The following is a 20,271-nucleotide window of genomic DNA, read 5'->3' on the forward strand; positions in this document are numbered from 1 at the left end:
TTATTGATTTACTTTTACCATTGATGGGCGAATCACACGGTCTTTTAATTTATAACCTTTTTGGAATTCTTCCACAACCGCGTTTGATTCAAATTCACTATCTTCCACTTGCATAATAGCTTGGTGTTCATTAGGATCAAACTGTTTACCAACAGCTTCAATCACTTCCACACCTTCTTTAGTCAGCGCTTCTAACAATTGACGATGCACCATCTCCATACCTTGTAACAATGATTTCGTTTGCTCATCAGTCGCTTCCACTTGCATTGCTCTTTCAAAATTATCAAGAGCTGGCAAGATGTCTGAAACTAGACTTTGTGCTCTATATTTTTCAGCAGCCTGTTTATCCATTTGGACACGGCGCTTATAATTTTCAAAATCAGCTTGTAGACGTAATGTGCGACCTTCCGTTTCCGTTAGTTTCGCTTGTAACTCATCTACTTTTTCTTGTAAAAGAGCAGCCTCACTTTTTTCTTCTACAGTTTCTTCACTGTTTTCTGGCGTGACAGCTTCTTCAACTTGCGCTTCTTTTACTTCTTCTACCACTTGTTCGTTACGCTCTTCCACAATATTCACCTCCTTAAAAGGTATTAGGTATCATGCATAGCATGATTACCTAATCATTATATATTACACACAGCAATGAAAATTTCATCACTTGAGCGAATGTATTACTCTCATTTACTTTTTAAGCCCATCAGTAAATTGTCTCGTAAATAACTGTAACAAACTAATTACACGAGAATATTGCATTCTCGTAGGACCTAAAATAGCAATTGTTCCAAGTTGCTCTTCGCCGATCGAATATGTTGCAGAAATTAAACTACAATCCTCCATAGCCGTCGAAGAGTTTTCCCTACCAATTTTCACTTGAATCCCGACTTGTTTATGACGCAAAATGTCATAAAATTCGGCTTCATTATCAATCATGGTAAGTAAAGATCTAACCTTTTGAATGTCATGGAACTCTGGCTGCGAAAGCATATTTGCTTTTCCTCCAAAGTATATCTTTTCCGATAACGGAACTTGAAATGTACCATCCAACATTTTTATTGCACTATCGTAATTATGAACATACCCACGTAAAACTGTAACAATTTCCTTAAAGATTTTATTATGAAGTTCTTCCATCGGTACGCCAGATAGCTTTTCATTTAAAATATTAACCATTTTTTCTAAATCTGATAAATCAACAGATTCCGGAACGGTAATCGTTTTACTTTGTACATGCCCTGTATCGGTTACAATAATAGCGACTGCAGTTTGACGATCAAGCGGCACAATTTGTACATTTTTAAGTTTATTTGTACTTAACTTCGGTCCAAGAACAATTGCCGTATAATTCGTAAGTTCTGATAAAATTTGAGCAGATTGCTGTGCAATTTTTTCCGCTTCAAAAATTCTTTCAGCAAATAAATCTTTAATTTGTACAATTTCAGCGTTCGGTAAGTTTTGCGGCGCTAAAAGATGGTCTACATAAAATCGGTAGCCTTTCTCAGAAGGAACACGTCCAGAAGAACTGTGCGTTTTTTCAATAAAACCTAATTCTTCTAAGTCCGCCATTTCATTTCGAATAGTAGCTGAACTAAATGTGATTTCATCTTTTTTAGCCAACGTTCTAGACCCAACGGGCTGCGCTGATCCAATAAAGTCATCAATAATTGTTTGTAAAATTAAGAGCTGACGTTCCGTAAGCATCTCATCATCACCTCTGTTAGCACTCTTTGTCTTTGAGTGCTAAATCTATTAATAACTTACCAAAATTGACATTCAATTGTCAACGGAAACGTCACGAAATAATGAAACTTTTTCACGCCTATGGAACATTTAATTAGTCAATCAAAAATGATTGGAATACTTCATTCCCTAATAATTTTCCTTTTCGCGTTAAACGCACATGTCCATCTTCCTCTTCAAGCAATCCCTGCTCTTGGTTGCTTTGTAACTGCTTCGCGAAAACTTGATCCATCTCTACATTAAATTTATTGCGGAACGCCGTTTTAGAAACACCTTTTGTTTTTCGAAGCCCTAAGAACAGCTCTTCTTCCATTCTTTCTTTCTCCGTCACTTTGTGAACATCTAAATACGGAAATCCTGTTTCATCAATTTTATTAAAATATTGCTTCAGAGGACCAACATTTTGAATACGTTCTCCGTTCACATAACTATGAGCTCCAGCTCCAAATCCATAATACTCTTCATTATTCCAGTATGTGAGATTATGTCTACTTTTATTGTCACCTTTTGAGAAATTACTAATTTCATACTGGTTATAACCGTGTTTCTCCATTTCATCCATTACTATTTCATACATTTTCGCTTCATGGTCTTCACCCGGAAGACGTAATTTCCCTTTGTTCATTAAGTTATAAAACACTGTTTTTGGCTCCACAATTAATGAATATGCCGAGAAATGTTGTACACCAAGCGTAAAAGCAATATCTAATGTTTCTTTTACATCTTCTATCGTCTGTCCTGGCAAAGCATAAATAATATCTACATTAATATTTTTAAAGCCTACTTCCTGTGCCTCTCGAATCGCGTGGAATGCATCTTCCCTCGTATGCTTGCGCCCGATCTTCTCAAGAAGTTCATCACGGAACGTTTGCACACCAAAACTAATTCGATTTACTCCACCTTCTAGCAGTACATTTAGCTTCTCTTTCGGTAAATCTCCTGGATTCGCTTCAAATGTTAATTCACAATTCGGGGCGAACGGACGCAAATGACGATTAATAATCTCGAGTAATTTTTTTGTCTGTTCCATATTTAACGCTGTCGGAGTTCCCCCACCCACAAAAATCGTTTTCATACTATTAAATGGAACTTTTTGAACCGTATTTATTATTTCCTTCTCTAAATAATCTAAATATTGATCAACCGGTTGGCGTTCAATAAACACTTTATTAAAATCACAATAGTGACAAATGTGCTGACAAAATGGAATATGAATGTATGCAGCTTGTACCAAATATAACTCCTACCTTTCTAAAAAGAAAACCTCCGCACTCCGGAGGGTTCTCTACTTCTCTAACGTATTACGAATTTGTTCCATTCGCATTTTTCCCCAATCATACATCATTTCAACGATCGGTAAAAGTGACATGCCTAGTTCCGTCATATAATACTCAACGCGAGGAGGAATTTCGGGATATACTGTCCGATCAACAATCCCATCTTCCATTAACTCTTTTAATTGGTTCGACAAAACTTTATGAGAAATGCTTGGGAATAACCGTTGTAATTCACTGAAACGATGCGGCCCTTCCACACCAAGATGCCACAGTATCACAACTTTCCACTTTCCACTAATAATAGAAAGCGTCAATTCCTTTTCACAATTAAAATTACCATTTTGTATTTTATCTTGAATATCTTTTCGAATATTTTCGGACATTAACAATCTCCTAACTCTATATGAACTAAAAAGCTCTCTCATTATTGTAAATGAGAGCTGCTCAGATGTCTAAAAAGTAATTATACAGAAAAAAGAAGCCGCACAAACGACTTCTTTTTTATTTCAAATATTAGTTGTCATCCATTTTCAGTACAGCCATGAATGCCTCTTGCGGTACTTCTACAGAGCCAACAGACTTCATACGTTTTTTACCTTCTTTTTGCTTATCAAGAAGTTTACGCTTACGAGAAATGTCACCGCCGTAACATTTTGCAAGTACGTTTTTACGCATCGCTTTAATTGTAGAACGTGCTACAACTTTATTTCCGATAGTCGCCTGAATTGGCACTTCGAACTGTTGTCTCGGAATTAATTCTTTTAATTTCTCTACGATTACTTTACCACGGTCATACGCTGAATCACGGTGTACGATAAATGATAAAGCATCCACTTGTTCATTATTTAAAAGAATATCCATTTTCACAAGTTTAGATGGCTTATAGCCAATTAACTCGTAGTCAAATGATGCATACCCTTTCGTATTTGATTTCAATTGATCGAAGAAGTCATATACGATTTCTGATAACGGGATTTCATATGTTAATGTAACACGCGTTTCATCTAAATATTGCATATCAATAAACGTTCCACGTTTACCTTGGCAAATCTCCATTACAGCTCCAACATAGTCATTCGGAACCATAATTGAAGCCTTCACAAACGGCTCTTCTACACGATCGATAGACTGTGGATCTGGCATATTAGATGGGTTATCAACAATAACATCTTCACCGTTAGTTAAATAAACTTTATAAATAACGCTTGGCGCTGTTGTAATTAAGTCAATCTTAAATTCACGTTCAATACGTTCTTGAATGATTTCCATGTGAAGAAGCCCTAAGAAACCACAACGGAAACCAAATCCTAGCGCTTGAGATGTTTCTGGTTCAAACTCAAGAGCAGAATCGTTTAACTCTAATTTTTCTAATGCATCACGTAAATCGTTATAACGAGCAGAGTCAATTGGATACAGACCACAGAATACCATCGGGTTTAACTTACGGTAACCTGCTAACGGCTCTGCAGCTGGACGTTTCGCATGTGTAATCGTATCACCAACACGTGTGTCACCAACATTTTTAATCGATGCTGCTAAGAAACCTACATCACCTACTGTTAACTCGTCACGTTGCGTAGTTTTCGGTGTAAATACACCTACTTCTGTTACTTCAAATTCTTTACCCGTTGCCATCATACGTACTTTATCGCCAACTTTTACTGTTCCATTTACAACACGGATATAAGCAATTACACCGCGGTACGGATCATATAAAGAGTCGAAAATCATACATTGTAATGGTTCTTCTGAATCACCCGACGGAGCTGGTACTTTTTCAACAATTTGTTCTAAAATTTCTTCAATACCAATTCCAGCTTTCGCAGAAGCAAGTACCGCTTCTGATGCATCTAAACCAATTACATCTTCTACCTCTTGACGTACACGTTCTGGATCCGCACTCGGTAAGTCGATTTTATTAATAACTGGTAAAATTTCCAAATTATTATCAAGCGCTAAGTATACGTTTGCTAACGTTTGCGCTTCAATACCTTGCGCTGCATCTACTACAAGAATCGCGCCTTCACAAGCCGCTAAACTACGAGATACTTCGTACGTAAAGTCGACGTGTCCTGGTGTATCAATTAAATGAAGAATATACTCTTCACCATCTTTTGCTTTATAGTTTAATTGTACTGCGTTTAATTTGATTGTAATACCACGCTCACGCTCTAAATCCATAGAGTCAAGCAACTGAGCTTTCATTTCACGTTGTGTTAACGCGTTTGTTTTCTCTAAAATACGGTCTGCTAACGTTGATTTTCCGTGGTCAATATGAGCAATAATAGAGAAATTACGAATTTTGGACTGTCTTTTTGCTCTTTCTTCTTTATTCATCTATGTTCTCAACTCCTAATAGTCTCGCCAATATACACTAGCACTGATTATATCAATAGAGCAACAAAGATTCAATGAAAACTCGTGCTGCTTACGATACAAATCATTCTATCTATATCTTATGCGAATAAACCATAAGAGACAAACCCTTTTCAAATTTTAAAACGGCTGTCTTACAAACCAGTAAAACAACCGCCTCCCATGTTACTCTTAGCTAAAAATTCCTTTTATTTTCCCAACAACGATATCCGTTCCGAACTTCGTCATTTCATAAGCTACACTTGCTACTGCCATCCCAATTCCTTCTACAACATTAAAACTTCTTAAACGTTCTAACTGTTGTTGTTTTTCTGAGGCCGAAAACGAGCTACCCAAAATTTCTGATTCAGCACCTGTACTTTCTGTCCCTGTCATATGAGCTATTTGTTCATATGACAGTTGCTGATAGCCTTTCATACTTTTCAAACCATGATTAGCAAGTGCCACTCCTGCTATCATCATAAGTAAACATAAAGCCACACTACATATACACAAAAGCGTAAAGCGACTCAAACGATAATCATCTGTTCCCCTCAATGTGTATATGCTCCCGTATTATCTTGATCAATTTGATGATGCAGCGCCGCATTTAAACCACTCGCTATTACATTCGCCATATCCTCAATAAAAGTATCTACTTCTTTTGGGGTTACCATTAAATTATGACCAAGAGGAGATAGCACTTCATAAATCAGCCTTCTTTTTTCTTCTTCTTCCAACGTACCAACAGCACCTAAAAACATATTTCTGCTCTTTTCATCCGGCATATCTTCTTCCGTTAATTTTTTCTTTTCTCCAAATGAAAATCCCGCTGGTAACAAAGAGCGTGAAGGTTTATTTCCTTCTTTCATCTCTCGGCCGAAATGTTTCAAAATAAAATCAATCGTATCACTTGTAATCGAAACAGCATCGACCACAGTCGGAACACCAATCGCGATTACAGGGATACCTAATGTGTCTTTACTTAGTTCTTTACGTTTATTCCCAACCCCCGATCCGGGATGAATTCCAGTATCAGAAATTTGTATCGTGCTATTTACTCGTTCAATAGAACGGGCAGCTAATGCGTCAATTGCAATTACAAAGTCCGGGTTCGTCTTCTCAATAATCCCATAAATAACATCGCTCGTTTCGATTCCTGTAATTCCCATTACCCCCGGCCGAATTGCACTAACAGGCCTAAACCCTTCTTCTACACTTTCAGGCTGTAATTGAAACAAATGTCTCGTTACTAATACATTTTCTACAACTATCGGTCCAAGAGCATCTGGTGTTACATTCCAATTCCCAAGACCTACAATTAAACAGCTTGCTTCTTTTGTAACGCCAACCTCTTCTAAGAAATTAGAAAATTCTTTTGCAAAAATACGCTCCACTTTTTGTTGAAGTTCTGTATCTTGCTGACGTATACCTTGAACTTCAAGCGTTAAATAATTTCCAGGCTTTTTACCCATCGCTTCAGAGGCAGCTTCATCAATTGTTACTTTTGTAATTATAGTCCCCTCTTCTTCTCTCTCTTTTACAATAACTCCCTGTATCCCTTTTTGTTCCTCTTGGCTTTCTTGCAACATTTGATGGGCTTCTACAGCAAGGTCAGTTCTAATGCTATATTTACTTAAATCTAATGGTTCTTTCATCGTATCTCCTCCGTAATTCATAGTAAATATCGTTAGATTTCCCAAAGTTATATAAGGTCATTCTTTCCTTTACGTGAAATTTCATGGATATACTATTGCAATTCTCTTCACCGTTTGATAGAATATCACTTGTTCTATGTAAGAATCGAGTCATTCGATTGCACCAGGGAGGTGAAAAGTATGGCAAACATCAAATCTGCTATCAAACGCGCTAAACTTAGCGAAGAGCGTCGTGCACATAACGCTTCTATCAAGTCTGACATGCGTTCTGCTGTTAAAACTGTAGAAGCTTTAGTTACTAATAACGATCTTGAAAATGCTAAAGAAGCTTTCAAAACTGCTTCTAAAAAACTTGACAAAGCAGCTCGTAAAGGTCTTATCCACCAAAACGCTGCAGCTCGTCAAAAATCTCGCTTAGCGAAACAAGTAAACGCGTAAGGCGTTTAAAAAACGATCCATTTGGATCGTTTTTTTATATACAAAAAAGTTCATGTACTTAGTACATGAACTTTTTTGTGTCATCACATATGATTTAATCGCATTAAGAAAAACTCGAGCACAAGTTTCTTATCCATCTTTCCCGTCTTCATACTATAATCAGCTTCCGCTAATTCTATAATCACTTTTTTTAATTCTTCAAAAGAGAAAAACTTCGTTTGATTCATTGCCAACTTCACGCGATACGGATGTACACCAATATGAGACGCAATTTGATTTTGTCCATAACCACGTTGCTGTAGCTCTTTCACTTGATACAACAAGCGGAATTGACTCACTAATAACGCAAGCAATTTAATCGGCTCTTCCTGCTGCGTAAATAATCCATCCAAAATTTGCATTGCACCTGCAATATCTTTTTTCACCACTTTTTCTGTCAAAGCGAATACATTTTGCTCAACGGATTTTGGTACAAGCTCTGCAACAAGTTTCGTCGTAATCTCTCCGCCCATACCGACGTATAACGTTAACTTGTCCATTTCCTTCGCCAACATTGTTACATTACTTCCCACAAGCTCTAGCAACAAACTAACAGCCGCGTTATCAATATGCACATGCACTTCATCTGCACGAGCAACAATCCACTTCTGAACATCCTGTATTTGCATCGCATTTGCTTCTACTACATCTGCTGTTTTCTTTAATAGTTTTGTAATTTTTTTTCGCTCATCAAGTTTTTCGTAAAGCGCAACAAAAACAAGAATAGAAAATGGAGAAGGTTCACCAATGTATTCTTCTAAAATTTTTATATTTTGCTCTAACTTTTCTTTTTGCGAAGTCAAAAATAGCGGTGATTTTATTAACAGTACTTTCCGTTCTCCGAAGAAAGGAAGCGTACGCGCATCCTCAACCACATCTTCTAAATACGCTTCTTCTAAATCGTATGTCACAACATTAAACTCTCGATCTTCTTCTTCAAGTGCTTCTGTCGTAATAAGCTTTATCGTTTCATTTATAAAAAAAGCTTCCGTTCCATATAGTAAATATAACGGAGCAAACTGTTTCTTTTTAATTTTTTTATGTATATCACTCATACTTTTTCCTACTCCCTAACTTGGCAATATATATTTATACTAATGCCCTAGCTTTTGTTTTACAAGTACAAAGGAACAGGCTTTATAACCCGTCCCTTTATTTATATTAAACGCCACGCAATAAGCCCCGGGTTTCTTATTGGTGTGCGGTAATCACCTTCCCTTTATTATTCGCAATAAAAATTTGAGTATAAGTGCCAACTGTTAACATGCTTGGAAACGAAAAACTCACATTACTTCATGATTTAAAAGTAGCAAAAAAGCTCGTTTTCTCTTCATATGGAAATTGTAGATTTTTTTCTGACAATATTTTATACTAAAGTGGAATGTTGGGGAGGGATTCTAAATGAATGATTTTGAACAAAACGTTCAAAGTAAACGCAATGACGCTATTGATTCAGGGGTAGGATTTATCGTCTCATTTGGTTTTTTCGCAACACTTTTCATCATTGCAACTGTTATTAAATTTATCGGTTCTTAAAGACTGCCACTTCATGGCAGTCTTCTCTTTTTCATCTATTATGTGTTTTATCATATGTGATTTTACTTTTAAAGGTTCCATTTTCCCCTTTAAAAACATAGGAAATAGCACCTTGCTTGTCCGTGCGCCATATCGCACTCCCCATCTTCTCAAAACGCTCTATCACTTCTTTATGCGGGTGTCCATACCTATTCTGCTTACCAACAGATATAATCGCTACACGAGGCTGTATGACGTTCAAAAAAGGCTCTATAGATGACGTATTACTCCCATGATGAGCAACTTTTAAAACATCCACTTGTAAATCTGGATATGCCTCTACTAAAATCTTTTCCCCTTCTTCTTCCAAATCGCCTGTAAATAGCCACTTCAACCCTCCAAATTTTGCCCATATTACAATTGAAGCGTTATTTTCGCTTTTTTCTTTTCCTTTTGGAGCTAAAACGAAAAATTCCGCTTCATTTACACTCCAACTCGCCCCTTCCCCCACTTCAGTTATTTTCATTTCCTTTTCTAATGCCTGTTTCTTGACTACTTTTTCTAATACTGCATCTTTTCCCTTTCGGCCAAATACCACTTCTTTTACAGGTATATATGATAATAATTCTTGCGCAGCACCTATATGATCTGCATCTCCATGCGTTACGATTAATTTATCAATTGTTTTAATACCTTCTTTTTGTAAAAAGGGTATTAAAACATCATTCCCAACAGAAAATTCATGCTTTTTTTGTTGCCATTCTTCCTTATTCACACGAAGCGTTCCACCTGTATCAATAAGATAAATCCCTTTATCATACGGAAGGCGAATTAATATTGCATCACCTTGTCCAACATCAATAAATGTTACACTTCCGCTTCCTCTAAAATATGGATATACATAATGACATGTGCTAATAAAAATAAATACACTCGCAACTATACAAACCATTTTTTTCGGCGCTCTTCTTTCCCAAACCATCAATATACTGACAATACTCGCGCAATATACAGCTACAAGATTGAAGGGCGTTTCCCCGAAGATAAGCTGGGTAAATGGTAAACTTTCACAATAACTTAGAAAATCATTAGACATACTCAAGCCTATTGATAATACATCCGCAAATCCTTTTGCAAGAAACGGGACAATTGGCATACACAGTAAAATAATAATGCTACATGGTAATACAATGATAGATAAAAACGGAACGTATAAGAGATTGAGGAGAATGCTATATGGAGAAAAATAACCAAAGTGATATAACAAAATCGGAGTACTAACGAGCTGTGAAATGATAGAAATATAAATAGAATTTCGGATTACTCCGTTGCTACTCCCTAACAATAACGGAGCAGACAAAAGTAAAGCGAAGCTACCTACAAAAGAAAACTGAAATCCAATATTAAAAACAAGATAAGGGTCATATATAAGCATACATATAGCTGTTACACTTAAAGCATCTAAACTAGATAAACGAATCGAGCACATAAAAGCAATCAACATCAAAACCCCTGTTATAGAAGCTCTTATAACAGAGGGTGAAGCCCCTGCTAAAACCATATACAAAGGAATACAAATGATAAGGCAAATTGTTGCTACCTCCCTCGTCGCACCGCTTCTTAGCAAAATAAAATATACTATCACCATCAACAATACAATGTGTGAACCTGAAATTGCTAACAAATGTACAAGACCAAATTGTTGATATTGCTCTTCCACTTCAAACGTCATTTGTTGTCTATCACCAAAGAGTAATGCATTCATAAAAGCACCTGATTGCTCTGGAAACATTTCTGTAACTTTCGAGATTGCTTGTTGCCTTAAAAGAAGAATCCATTGCGTGAGCGACAGTGATGTTTTATAGCATTCAGAAATATATGTAGCCTCAAATGTGAAATGAATATGTTGCTTGTATAAATAATCACGGTAATTAAAACCATGAAAATTCCGAGCTATTTCCGGTTCTTTCCTCTCACCCTCGAATACACATGATATCCCTGCGTATAATTGTTGCATTTTTTTCTTTTCCAAAGCTGATTTTATTCTATAACTTAACTGCACTATATTTTTATTCTGATCTTCAAATTGAAAAGATAGGCGATCCCCATTAACAAGCGGTGTGTTTTGTATAACCCCTCTTGTAACTGCATAGGGCTTCCCTAGAGGCTTATTCCATACTTGAACATAGGAAGTGTATATAACGCTACTAAAGCACGCTACAATACAAAAAATGAAGGTTTTACGCGAAGTGCGATATAAACAGAAGAAAACATTTAAAAAGAGGCAAAAAACTATCAATAAAAGTGACGAGGAAAAGGCAATTGCAATCCCTATTATAAACGAGATTGCAACATACCCCCATTGTTCTTGCAACTTATACTCACTCCTTATAGCATCATTTTTGCTTTCGTGAATACATGCTGTAATTCTTCCATTGATAAATTATCTTTTTCTAAAGACACAAATAATTCTTTCAACTCTGTATAACGTTTTTGATCCTCTAATGCAGCAATATCATATTCTAGCGGAACGTGTTTCACTGTTACATTCGCTTGTTCAAATAACTCTATGGCGTATGGATGATTTTTATAATCCTGCGCATAATAAACCGCTGTAATACCACTTTGAATAATTGCCTTACAACATTGTAAACAAGGGAAATGCGTAACGTAAATTTCTGCTTCCTCTGTTTTCGCACCAAACTTGGCACATTGTAATAAAGCATTCATTTCGGCATGAATTGTCCGAACACAATGATTATCGATTACGTAACAACCATCATCTATACAATGTACGCCACCTTTAATTGAACCATTATATCCACCAGCAATAATTCGTTTATCGCGAACGATTGTCGCTCCTACCGCAAGCCTTGTACATGTACTACGCAAAGATAGTAGATGGCTTTGCGTCATAAAATATTGATCCCATGAAATTCGTTCCATATTTTTCACCTACTTTTTTGTCTACTTGTAGTGTAGCGAAAGAAGAAAAACTTCGTCAATCTTTTACGGAATAATAATTTGATCTTTTATCTTTTCAAGAGACTTCGCACCAATCCCATCAATCTCTAATAAATCTTCTATTTTCTGAAACGGACCATGTTCTTCTCGATATTTCAAAATACTTTCTGCCTTTCGAGAGCCAATCCCTGTAATTTTTTCTAGTTGTTCTTTCGCCGCTGTATTTATTCGAATCTTGCCATCTTCCTTAGAAGAAGTAAGCACCCCTTGTTCTGATTCATTTTTACTCGGTATATAAAGAAGCATTTGATCTTGTACAATTTGTGCTAAATTCACTTTTTTCATATCTACTTCTGATAAAAAACCACCAGCCTTTTGAACCGCATCCTTTACGCGATCTCCTTCCTTCATTTCATATACCCCTTCTTTACTAACCGCTCCTTTCACATCAATTATAATTGTTCTTTTCTGTTCCTTTGTATCCGATATTTTCGGTTTACCCTTTTTTTCGATCTCCTTCTCTTGTACATTCATTGTAATAGGCATTCGTTCTACACTCTGATTCGTTTTCCAAAAAACAAGAAAAAGTAAAGTTCCAATAATAGCTACTAAACCTAACCACTTTTTCGGAAAATCCCACATCATTTTACACCTCTAATCATAAATTTATAACATCATTCATATTGTTTAGGAGAAAGCTGTTACGAAGGAGGGATGAAACTTTGAACATAGGAATTATAGGGACAGGAAACATGGGGAATATACTAATCGATGCATTTTTAGAAACCCGTGCTGTCAAACCTTCGTGCCTTACAATCATTAATCGGACGCCTGCAAAAGCATATCATATAAAAGAAAAATACCCTTCTGTTCATATAGCAAAAACAATCCCGGAAGTAATCGAACAATCACAACTTATTTTTATTTGTGTCAAGCCGATAGATATATACCCTATCCTAAAAAAATACGCTGAACATTTTTCTGATGAAACGTGCTTAGTTTCTATTACAAGTCCAATATCTCCATCACAATTAGAGACTCTCGTACCTTGCCACGTCGCGCGTATCATTCCAAGTATCACAAATCGCGCGCTCTCTGGCGCCTCACTATTTACATTTGGAGATAATTGCTCTGAAGAATGGCAACAAAAACTACTTCGTCTATTCAAAAACATTTCTACACCTCTTGTAATAGAAGAAGATATAACGCGCGTTTCATCTGATATAGCAAGTTGCGGTCCTGCTTTCTTTAGTTATTTACTACAATGCTTCATTAACGCTGCTGTAGATAAAACAAATATTACACACGAAGAGGCTACTACTTTAGTAAGTGAAATGGTCGTGGGGATGGGGAAATTACTTGAAAAAGAAATCTTCACATTACCTACCTTACAAGAAAAGGTTTGCGTGAAAGGCGGCGTTACTGGGGAAGGCATTCGGGTTTTAGAAGAGCACGTTGGAGATATGTTCCATAAGTTAATCGAGCGAACACATGAAAAATTTGATGAAGATTTAGAATGCGTTGATCAGCAATTCAATAAACACACATAATAAATACGTCATTTTCATTCCAAATCCTTTTTATAAATACTTACTTTTTTACAATACATTTTCACTTCAACTACTATTCCCACACTTTACGCATACAATCTTCAGATTATGCTAGAACTAAAAATACATCTTCTTTATAAAACAAAAGCAACCTTCTCGGTTGCTTTTGTTTTATCCATTTTTCTTCGCCATGAAGAAAATACGCTCTGTTTGTTCTGTAACTTCAAGTCGCTCAAAATCACCTGTTACACGAAGCACTGTAAAACCTGCTTCTTCAAGCCATTTCGTTAACTCTTCCACTTGATATGCACGTTGCACGTGACATTCGTCAAACCGATGGTACACATCTTCTTCCGGATCTTGAACAAAGAATGTTAAATCATGCTCTACACTATTTGATTCTTCACCAGGGAAGCAATTCCAAATAAGAGATATTTCTTCTCCATTCACTGTATACGTTTCATTTTGAAATACATGATGTATTTTATATAAAGAATGTACATCAAATAAAAACAAACCATCTTGACGTAAATGATGAAATACTCTTCTAAATGTTTCTTGTACTCCATCTTCTTGCAATACATAATTTAATGAATCACAAAAGATGGTTACACAATCAAACTCACCTGGAACATCAAGCTCTCGCATGTCTTGTTGATAAAAAGGAATAAAGTATCCCTCTCCTCCTAGTTTTTGCTGAGCGACTGTTAACATTTCTTCTGAAAGATCGACACCTATTAAATCGTAACCCTTTTGCACAAGCGGCAGGGTTACATTACCTGTACCGCATGCTACATCAAGAATTTTTGCCTCTTTCATATCTGCCTGCTGTAAACTTTCCTCTGTAAATTCCACCCATTTATCATAAGGGACATCATTCATTAGTTCGTCGTACAACAATGCAAATTGTTCGTATTTCATTGGCCTAACTCTTCTGTAATATCTTCACGTGGCACATCGCCCCATAGACGCTCTAAATTATAGTGATTACGCTCATCTTTATGGAATACATGAGCAACTACATCTCCAAGATCAACTAATACCCAACGTGCTTCGTCAAACCCTTCCATACGTTGTACGTCGATTTGGAACTCATGTGCTTTTGATTTAATTTCACGTGCAATTGCTTGCACTTGTTTATCTGAATTTCCGTGACAAATAATGAAATAATCTGCAATTGGTGAAATACCTTGCATATTTAGGACAACCATATCTTCTGCTCTCTTATCATCAGCTGCTTTTGCCGCTAATACTAATAAATCTTTATCGTTCATTTACTCATTTCCTCCTTGATAACTGCATTGTATGTTTGGAATGTTAATGGATAAATCGTCTGATCTTTTTCCATTAAAAATTGAATTGTTCTCTTTAACGCAAATAATAAAGCTTGATTTATATCCGTATATGCGAGTTTACGAGCCTCTTCCACTCCTGGAAACTTTCGCCCAGGTTCAATGTAATCCGCTACATAAATCACTTTATCTAACATCGTCATATTCTCATGACCACTTGTATGATATGTAATAGCTTGCAAAATTTCAGAATCCGTAATGCCTACTTCTTTTTCTACTAAGTATGCCCCAACAGGTGCATGCCATAACTCTTTGTTATAGCAAAGTAAATCTTTCGGCAAATCTTCACGTTTAATAATCTCTTCCATCTCTGAAATTGCTCTACATTTCGCATAATCATGGAATATAGCTGCCATCTCTGCTTTTTTTTCGTCCACACCGTATAACTTAGCAAGCTCAATCGCTGTCTCCATTACACCAATTGTGTGTATATAACGTTTTTCATGCATTTGTTGTTTGACAATATGCAGTGCATTTTCACGATTCATACAACCCATTCCTCTCGATATATACCTGTACTTTTTCGGGAAGTAAATATTTACACGTTTTCTTCTCCTTATATCTCTCACGTAATAAGGATGAAGAAACTGCAAATTCCGGAATTTCCACTGTAGTAATCTTATATGGTGTATGCAATGTATACCCAGGTCTTGCAACTCCAACAAACGTTACAAGATTAAATAAAGCTTCAATGTTATACCACTTCGGTAAATACTCAACCATATCCCCACCAATAATAAAGTGAAACTGCACATCCGGATACTTCTTCGTCAATTGTAACATAGTGTCATACGTATAAGATGGGCCCTTCCTACTTAGCTCTTCTAAACAAATAGAAAAGTGCTCTTCTGCCTCAGTCGCGAGCTCTAACATATGTAAACGACTTTCTACACTTGTAATATTCCGCCCTTGTTTATGTGGCGGAATCTGGTTTGGCAAGAACCATACTTCTTCCAAGTTCAAAGCGTGATATACTTCATTTGCAATTAGCAAATGTCCATAGTGAGGCGGATCAAATGTACCGCCAATGATGCCAATTTTTCTCAAAAGAAACGCCCCTTCCTTTTACATACAGCAACTCTCCTCTGTTAGGAATGAAGAGAGTTGCTATTAATAAAAGTTCAATTGGTTTCGCTCTCTACATCATTACGCATAAACGATAAAAATAGCGCATGCTAGTCTTTTTATCGAGGAAGCTTAATTTGTTTATTTTCTCTTGATTCTTTGTATAAAACGATTGTGCTTCCAATTACTTGAACGATTTCAGCACGTGCACCTTTTGCAAGTTCTTCCGCAACCTCACGGCGATCAAATTCACAGTTTTGTAATACACTTACTTTAAATAACTCACGAGCTTCTAAAGTATCTGCGATTTGTTTAATCATATTTTCATTTACTCCGCCTTTTCCTACTTGAAAAATTGGTGTTAAATGATGTGCTTGTGCACGTAAAAATCTTTTTTGTTTTCCTGTTAACATATATGTTAGCCTCCAAGCTTTTCTATAACTAATTGTTTCATTCTCTCGATATTTGGCGTGCGTCCTGTCCACATTTCAAATGCAAGTGCTCCTTGATAAACAAACATATCAATACCATTTTGAATGATTGCACCTTGCTCTTTTGCCTCACATAAAATTTTCGTTTCAAATGGATTATAAATTATATCTGATACAATCATTCCTTTTTTTAACGAACAAATTTGTAATGGCGTATGTTCTACGTGTGGATGCATACCTATCGTTGTCGTCTGAATGATAATATCATAATTTCCTTGTTCTTCTGTCGCTTTTTCTAACGACAAAGCAACAGAATTAACATCGGCCGTACGTGCAGCAATAAGTTCCTTTGCCTTATCTACTGTACGATTGGCTACATCAATCTCTTTTACACCTACATCAGCAAGAGAAAAATAAATAGCTCGGCTAGCACCACCTGAACCAAGTAACAAAATACGTTTCCCTTGAAGTGGTTCATTACTAATTGACTGCAGCGCTCGAACAAAACCAATCCCGTCTGTGTTATAGCCAATTAATCTTCCATCCTTATGAACCACTGTATTTACTGCACCGATTTTCCTTGCCAATGGGTCAATCTCATCCAAATACTCCATAATAGCAACCTTGTGCGGAGTTGTTACATTAAATCCTGAAATACCTAATGCTTTTAAACCTCTTACTGCTTCCCCTAGCAATTCCTCTTCAACAAGGAACGCATGATAATGGGCATCCATATTCAAGTGTTCAAATGCATCGTTATGCATAACGGGTGATAATGAATGTCCAATTGGATTTCCGATTACACCATATAATTGTTTCATAAATCCCTCTCCATATTAAATTAAAGATTTACGTAGTGAAACACTTACTCCTTTTGGTACGTGTGCAACAATTTTTGCTCCTGGTTCGTTCACAGTAACCCATCCTAATCCAGAGAATACAACATCCGTTTTAGGTTCACGAATATTAAATTCGTATTTCACTAGCTCAGGCATATTTGCTAATTCTTCTGGCGTTGGTGGGCTTAGTAAATCCCCGGCATGATTTTTATATAATTCATCTGCTTTCTCAAGCTTTGTACGATGGATTGTTAAGCGATTCGAGAAGTGACAAGTAAATGCACGACGACCACCACTTACATAATCAAAACGTGCCAATCCACTAAAGAATAACGTTTGTTCTTCATTTAATTGGAATACCATCGGCTTAATTTCTTTTGTTGGTGTAATAAGCTTTAAGCTTTGCTTTCCAACATAATGAGCCATTTGGTGGTGGTTAATAATACCTGGCGTATCATATAAAGAAGACTCTTCGTCCAATGGAATATCAATTAAATCAAGTGTTGTTCCTGGGAAATGAGATGTTGTAATTACATTTTCAGTCTCATCACTAAATTCTTTAATCATACGATTAATAAATGTCGATTTCCCTACATTCGTACATCCAACAACATAAACATCTTTGCCGCCGCGATAATACTCAATAGCATCTGCTAGTTCAGCGATTCCTTGTCCCTTCGCTGCACTAATTAAAAAGACATCTTCTGGTTTTAATCCTAGCTGCTTTGCACTATAGCGCATCCAATGTTTTACTTTATCATGTTTTACTGACTTTGGAATTAAATCAGCTTTATTTCCAACAAGTAATACTTTATTATTCCCTACGAAACGATGTAAGCCAGGTAACCAGCTACCATTAAAATCAAAAATATCTACAATTTTGACTACTAATGCATCTGATTTTCCAATTCCATTTAAAATGCGTAGGAAGTCATCATCTGTTAACGATACATCTTGAATTTCATTGTAATGCTTCAAGCGAAAACAACGTTGACAAATAACTTGTTCTTTCTCTAAAGATGAGGCAGGAGCATACCCCACTTCGTTTTTATTTTCTGTTTGAATTTCTACACCGCAACCAATACATTTAATTGTTTCAGTCAAACTTTATTCCTCCCAGTTAATTAAACCTTTTTTCTTCATATTTTTCATAATTCTTCGTTCAATTTTTCGATTAAAGCGCGTTACTAATCCGTCCGTTTGTGCTACCGGTACAACTAAAATTGTATGAAGGCCTACTCGGTTGCCACCAAGCACGTCCGTCAGTAACTGATCTCCAATTACTACAACTTCATCTGGCTGCAAACGCATCTCTTGTATCGCACGCTTAAATGCGCGAACAAATGGTTTACGTGCACTATGAATAAATGGAATACCTAATGGATCAGCAAAATCTTTTACACGTTGCTCATTATTATTTGAAACGACCGTTACTTGAATGCCTTGCTCTTTCATTTCCAAGAACCATTTTTCAAGTTGCGGTGTTGCATTGGGACGATCCCATTCAATTAAAGTGTTATCTAAGTCAGTAATAACGCCTTTAATCCCACGTTTTTTTAAATCTTCTGGTTGAACATGATATACATTTTTCACATATTCATTTGGTAAAAATAGTTTCAATTTCTTTCACCTCTTTGAGGATTTTTCATAAAATTTTTCGACAACATTTTTCGATATATAACCTGTGGATAAAATTGTACACATTTTCCACATTAATTTTTCAGTTAATTTGGAATTTACTAACAAACTATACACACTTTATCCACCTAGGTATGTGGATAACCACTCGTTTGTGACTGTCATATTTTTTTGGTACATTAAATGCATCAACGAATCAATCCTTATATTATTAGGAGGTGACTCACCTTGAAAACAAAACATATGGAACAGTTATCCACTGAGTTACTCACTGAGTCTTATTATAAAGCAAAAGAACTAAAATTAAATCCCGACTTCATTTTACTTATAAAACAAGAAATCATTAGACGCTCATTAGAGGACAAGCTTGTCAAATCATCTTGATTACATATAAAGTGAAAGTTTAATCAGCCCTTACCAATTAAACAGTTAAAGGATAATTTATTGGATGCCCTGTAAAAAGAGCCATCCTACGATGGCTCTCGAATAAACAAGTACTCCCATCTAGGGGATTTCATCATTAAGTATCTTTGCCCATAACTCTTACTTACGGTTATAAAAGCTTTTCTTTATTTATGAGCTAAGCGAGTAGCTATTTTTTGACCAAGACGAAGCTCTTGTCCACTCTTTAATTCCTGCACTACTTCTATCATATCTTTTTCAAACAATAACACAACTGTTGAACCAAATGTAAAGTATGCCATTTCTTCACCTTTTTGAACAGTGTCTCTCTCATGCAAAAGCTCAATACTATTAACAAACATGGCACCTACTTTTACAAGAGCCATATGCTCGCCATCACTGCTTACTTCTGTAACAGAACGATAATTTTTTGACAGTGGTTCTTTCCCGTATTCCATACCAGCTGCATTTACCGGATATGATTTTCTACCGAGTACAAATCTTTCAGTCACAGAACCAGAAAGCGGACTATGAATGCGATGATAATGACTTGGACTCAAATAAATTACCATATATGTACCGCCTGCATATCGCGTTGCACGTTCTTCATTACCTAGCATATCCACAATTGAATAGCGCTTTCCTTTAATATCAAATGTTTTTGTATCCTCAATAGGACCTTGATCTGCAAAAACACCATCAACAGGACTAACGATACTCGATGCATCTGTATCAATACTACGCTTTCCTTCTTTTAGCTTACGCGTAAATAATTCATGCAATGTTCTATATTCCTTCAAACCCTTTTCCATCTCATCTTGATTAATTTGAAAAACTTTCGCATACGATGGAATAATGATAGAGCTCAAACGAGATTGTGCAAATTTACGTAATATATAAGAAGTAAAGCGACCATTTGTAAGTTCTATCATAAGTCGATATAATGTACGTCGCAAATTGCGAAACCCCCTAATCAGTCTATAACTTTAGTTTTCCCTTCTTTTCTTTCTA

At 36.2% G+C, this 20,271-nt stretch carries 24 protein-coding genes; 4 read left to right on the top strand and 20 right to left on the bottom strand.

Annotated elements, in window-relative coordinates; genetic code table 11:
• The 7 genes from grpE to gpr form a co-directional block, all read right to left on the bottom strand.
• The gene (gene grpE / locus C3Y97_RS21820) at positions 1–567 is read right to left on the bottom strand and encodes a nucleotide exchange factor GrpE (RefSeq protein WP_000392711.1); all 567 of its coding nucleotides are present in this window, start codon (positions 565–567) and stop codon (positions 1–3) included.
• 114 nt (positions 568–681) lie between these two features.
• Positions 682–1,698, bottom strand: a complete 1,017-nt coding sequence (gene hrcA, locus C3Y97_RS21825) for a heat-inducible transcriptional repressor HrcA (RefSeq protein ID WP_000954941.1) — start codon at positions 1,696–1,698, stop codon at positions 682–684.
• 133 nt (positions 1,699–1,831) lie between these two features.
• Positions 1,832–2,971 (bottom strand): radical SAM family heme chaperone HemW, encoded by a 1,140-nt coding sequence (gene hemW / locus C3Y97_RS21830; RefSeq protein ID WP_136363638.1) that lies wholly within the window; start codon positions 2,969–2,971, stop codon positions 1,832–1,834.
• A gap of 51 nt (positions 2,972–3,022) precedes the next feature.
• The gene (locus C3Y97_RS21835) at positions 3,023–3,397 is read right to left on the bottom strand and encodes a winged helix-turn-helix transcriptional regulator (RefSeq protein WP_001293539.1); all 375 of its coding nucleotides are present in this window, start codon (positions 3,395–3,397) and stop codon (positions 3,023–3,025) included.
• A gap of 130 nt (positions 3,398–3,527) precedes the next feature.
• Entirely contained in the window at positions 3,528–5,351 is a 1,824-nt protein-coding gene (gene lepA / locus C3Y97_RS21840) for an elongation factor 4 (protein WP_001030951.1), read from the bottom strand.
• 210 nt (positions 5,352–5,561) lie between these two features.
• Entirely contained in the window at positions 5,562–5,927 is a 366-nt protein-coding gene (locus C3Y97_RS21845; RefSeq protein ID WP_001215037.1) for a YqxA family protein, read from the bottom strand.
• Positions 5,924–7,027, bottom strand: a complete 1,104-nt coding sequence (gene gpr, locus C3Y97_RS21850) for a GPR endopeptidase (protein WP_000662618.1) — start codon at positions 7,025–7,027, stop codon at positions 5,924–5,926. The genes C3Y97_RS21845 and gpr overlap by 4 nt, the downstream gene beginning before the upstream one ends.
• Positions 7,028–7,207: 180 nt before the next feature.
• Between gpr and rpsT the strand changes: the two genes are divergently transcribed.
• Positions 7,208–7,465 (top strand): 30S ribosomal protein S20, encoded by a 258-nt coding sequence (rpsT, locus tag C3Y97_RS21855; RefSeq protein WP_001274011.1) that lies wholly within the window; start codon positions 7,208–7,210, stop codon positions 7,463–7,465.
• Positions 7,466–7,548: 83 nt separating this feature from the next.
• Here rpsT and holA read toward each other — a convergent pair whose 3' ends face one another.
• Entirely contained in the window at positions 7,549–8,559 is a 1,011-nt protein-coding gene (gene holA, locus C3Y97_RS21860; RefSeq protein WP_136363639.1) for a DNA polymerase III subunit delta, read from the bottom strand.
• 346 nt (positions 8,560–8,905) lie between these two features.
• Between holA and C3Y97_RS21865 the strand changes: the two genes are divergently transcribed.
• Complete coding sequence (locus tag C3Y97_RS21865; RefSeq protein WP_000997609.1) at positions 8,906–9,040, top strand: YqzM family protein; 135 nt, start codon at positions 8,906–8,908, stop codon at positions 9,038–9,040.
• A 31-nt stretch (positions 9,041–9,071) separates the two neighbouring features.
• Here the strand turns inward: C3Y97_RS21865 and C3Y97_RS21870 are convergent, their stop codons facing one another.
• The 3 genes from C3Y97_RS21870 to C3Y97_RS21880 all read right to left on the bottom strand — a co-directional run bounded on the left by C3Y97_RS21870 (position 9,072) and on the right by C3Y97_RS21880 (position 12,628).
• Positions 9,072–11,393: a DNA internalization-related competence protein ComEC/Rec2 gene (locus tag C3Y97_RS21870; RefSeq protein WP_074554848.1), complete on the bottom strand. Its 2,322-nt coding sequence runs from the start codon at positions 11,391–11,393 to the stop codon at positions 9,072–9,074.
• Positions 11,394–11,407: 14 nt separating this feature from the next.
• Positions 11,408–11,965 carry a ComE operon protein 2 gene (locus tag C3Y97_RS21875; protein WP_000439770.1) on the bottom strand — a complete coding sequence of 186 codons (558 nt, stop codon included), beginning with the start codon at positions 11,963–11,965 and terminating at the stop codon, positions 11,408–11,410.
• 63 nt (positions 11,966–12,028) lie between these two features.
• Positions 12,029–12,628, bottom strand: coding sequence for a helix-hairpin-helix domain-containing protein (locus C3Y97_RS21880; RefSeq protein ID WP_000989932.1), 600 nt, complete (start codon positions 12,626–12,628; stop codon positions 12,029–12,031).
• A 77-nt stretch (positions 12,629–12,705) separates the two neighbouring features.
• Between C3Y97_RS21880 and comER the strand changes: the two genes are divergently transcribed.
• On the top strand, positions 12,706–13,533 hold the full coding sequence (gene comER, locus C3Y97_RS21885) for a late competence protein ComER (RefSeq protein ID WP_001020554.1): 828 nt from the start codon (positions 12,706–12,708) through the stop codon (positions 13,531–13,533).
• 171 nt (positions 13,534–13,704) lie between these two features.
• On the opposite strand, the gene C3Y97_RS21890 is transcribed toward comER, so the two are convergent.
• The 8 genes from C3Y97_RS21890 to C3Y97_RS21925 form a co-directional block, all read right to left on the bottom strand.
• A complete protein-coding gene (locus C3Y97_RS21890) occupies positions 13,705–14,454 on the bottom strand; it encodes a class I SAM-dependent methyltransferase (RefSeq protein WP_000873069.1) in 750 nt (249 codons plus the stop codon).
• Entirely contained in the window at positions 14,451–14,807 is a 357-nt protein-coding gene (gene rsfS / locus C3Y97_RS21895) for a ribosome silencing factor (RefSeq protein ID WP_000998173.1), read from the bottom strand. Before rsfS ends, C3Y97_RS21890 begins: the two co-directional genes overlap by 4 nt.
• A complete protein-coding gene (yqeK, locus tag C3Y97_RS21900; RefSeq protein WP_001078477.1) occupies positions 14,804–15,373 on the bottom strand; it encodes a bis(5'-nucleosyl)-tetraphosphatase (symmetrical) YqeK in 570 nt (189 codons plus the stop codon). Before yqeK ends, rsfS begins: the two co-directional genes overlap by 4 nt.
• Positions 15,363–15,932: a nicotinate-nucleotide adenylyltransferase gene (gene nadD, locus C3Y97_RS21905; RefSeq protein WP_001226046.1), complete on the bottom strand. Its 570-nt coding sequence runs from the start codon at positions 15,930–15,932 to the stop codon at positions 15,363–15,365. Before nadD ends, yqeK begins: the two co-directional genes overlap by 11 nt.
• A 137-nt stretch (positions 15,933–16,069) precedes the next feature.
• A complete protein-coding gene (gene yhbY, locus C3Y97_RS21910; RefSeq protein ID WP_000955224.1) occupies positions 16,070–16,363 on the bottom strand; it encodes a ribosome assembly RNA-binding protein YhbY in 294 nt (97 codons plus the stop codon).
• 5 nt (positions 16,364–16,368) lie between these two features.
• Entirely contained in the window at positions 16,369–17,202 is an 834-nt protein-coding gene (gene aroE / locus C3Y97_RS21915) for a shikimate dehydrogenase (RefSeq protein ID WP_000812075.1), read from the bottom strand.
• A 15-nt stretch (positions 17,203–17,217) separates the two neighbouring features.
• The gene (yqeH, locus tag C3Y97_RS21920; protein ID WP_000140799.1) at positions 17,218–18,324 is read right to left on the bottom strand and encodes a ribosome biogenesis GTPase YqeH; all 1,107 of its coding nucleotides are present in this window, start codon (positions 18,322–18,324) and stop codon (positions 17,218–17,220) included.
• 3 nt (positions 18,325–18,327) lie between these two features.
• A complete protein-coding gene (locus C3Y97_RS21925) occupies positions 18,328–18,840 on the bottom strand; it encodes a YqeG family HAD IIIA-type phosphatase (RefSeq protein ID WP_000765314.1) in 513 nt (170 codons plus the stop codon).
• Positions 18,841–19,086: 246 nt separating this feature from the next.
• Here C3Y97_RS21925 and sda point away from each other — a divergent pair, with 246 nt between their 5' ends.
• Entirely contained in the window at positions 19,087–19,242 is a 156-nt protein-coding gene (gene sda / locus C3Y97_RS21930; protein WP_000850094.1) for a sporulation histidine kinase inhibitor Sda, read from the top strand.
• Between the two features lie 185 nt (positions 19,243–19,427).
• Here the strand turns inward: sda and C3Y97_RS21935 are convergent, their stop codons facing one another.
• On the bottom strand, positions 19,428–20,216 hold the full coding sequence (locus tag C3Y97_RS21935; protein WP_001255003.1) for a phosphatidylserine decarboxylase: 789 nt from the start codon (positions 20,214–20,216) through the stop codon (positions 19,428–19,430).
• Between the last annotated feature and the right edge of the window lie 55 nt (positions 20,217–20,271).

The organism is Bacillus sp. DU-106 (assembly GCF_004799705.1).
GTDB lineage: Bacteria > Bacillota > Bacilli > Bacillales > Bacillaceae_G > Bacillus_A > Bacillus_A cereus.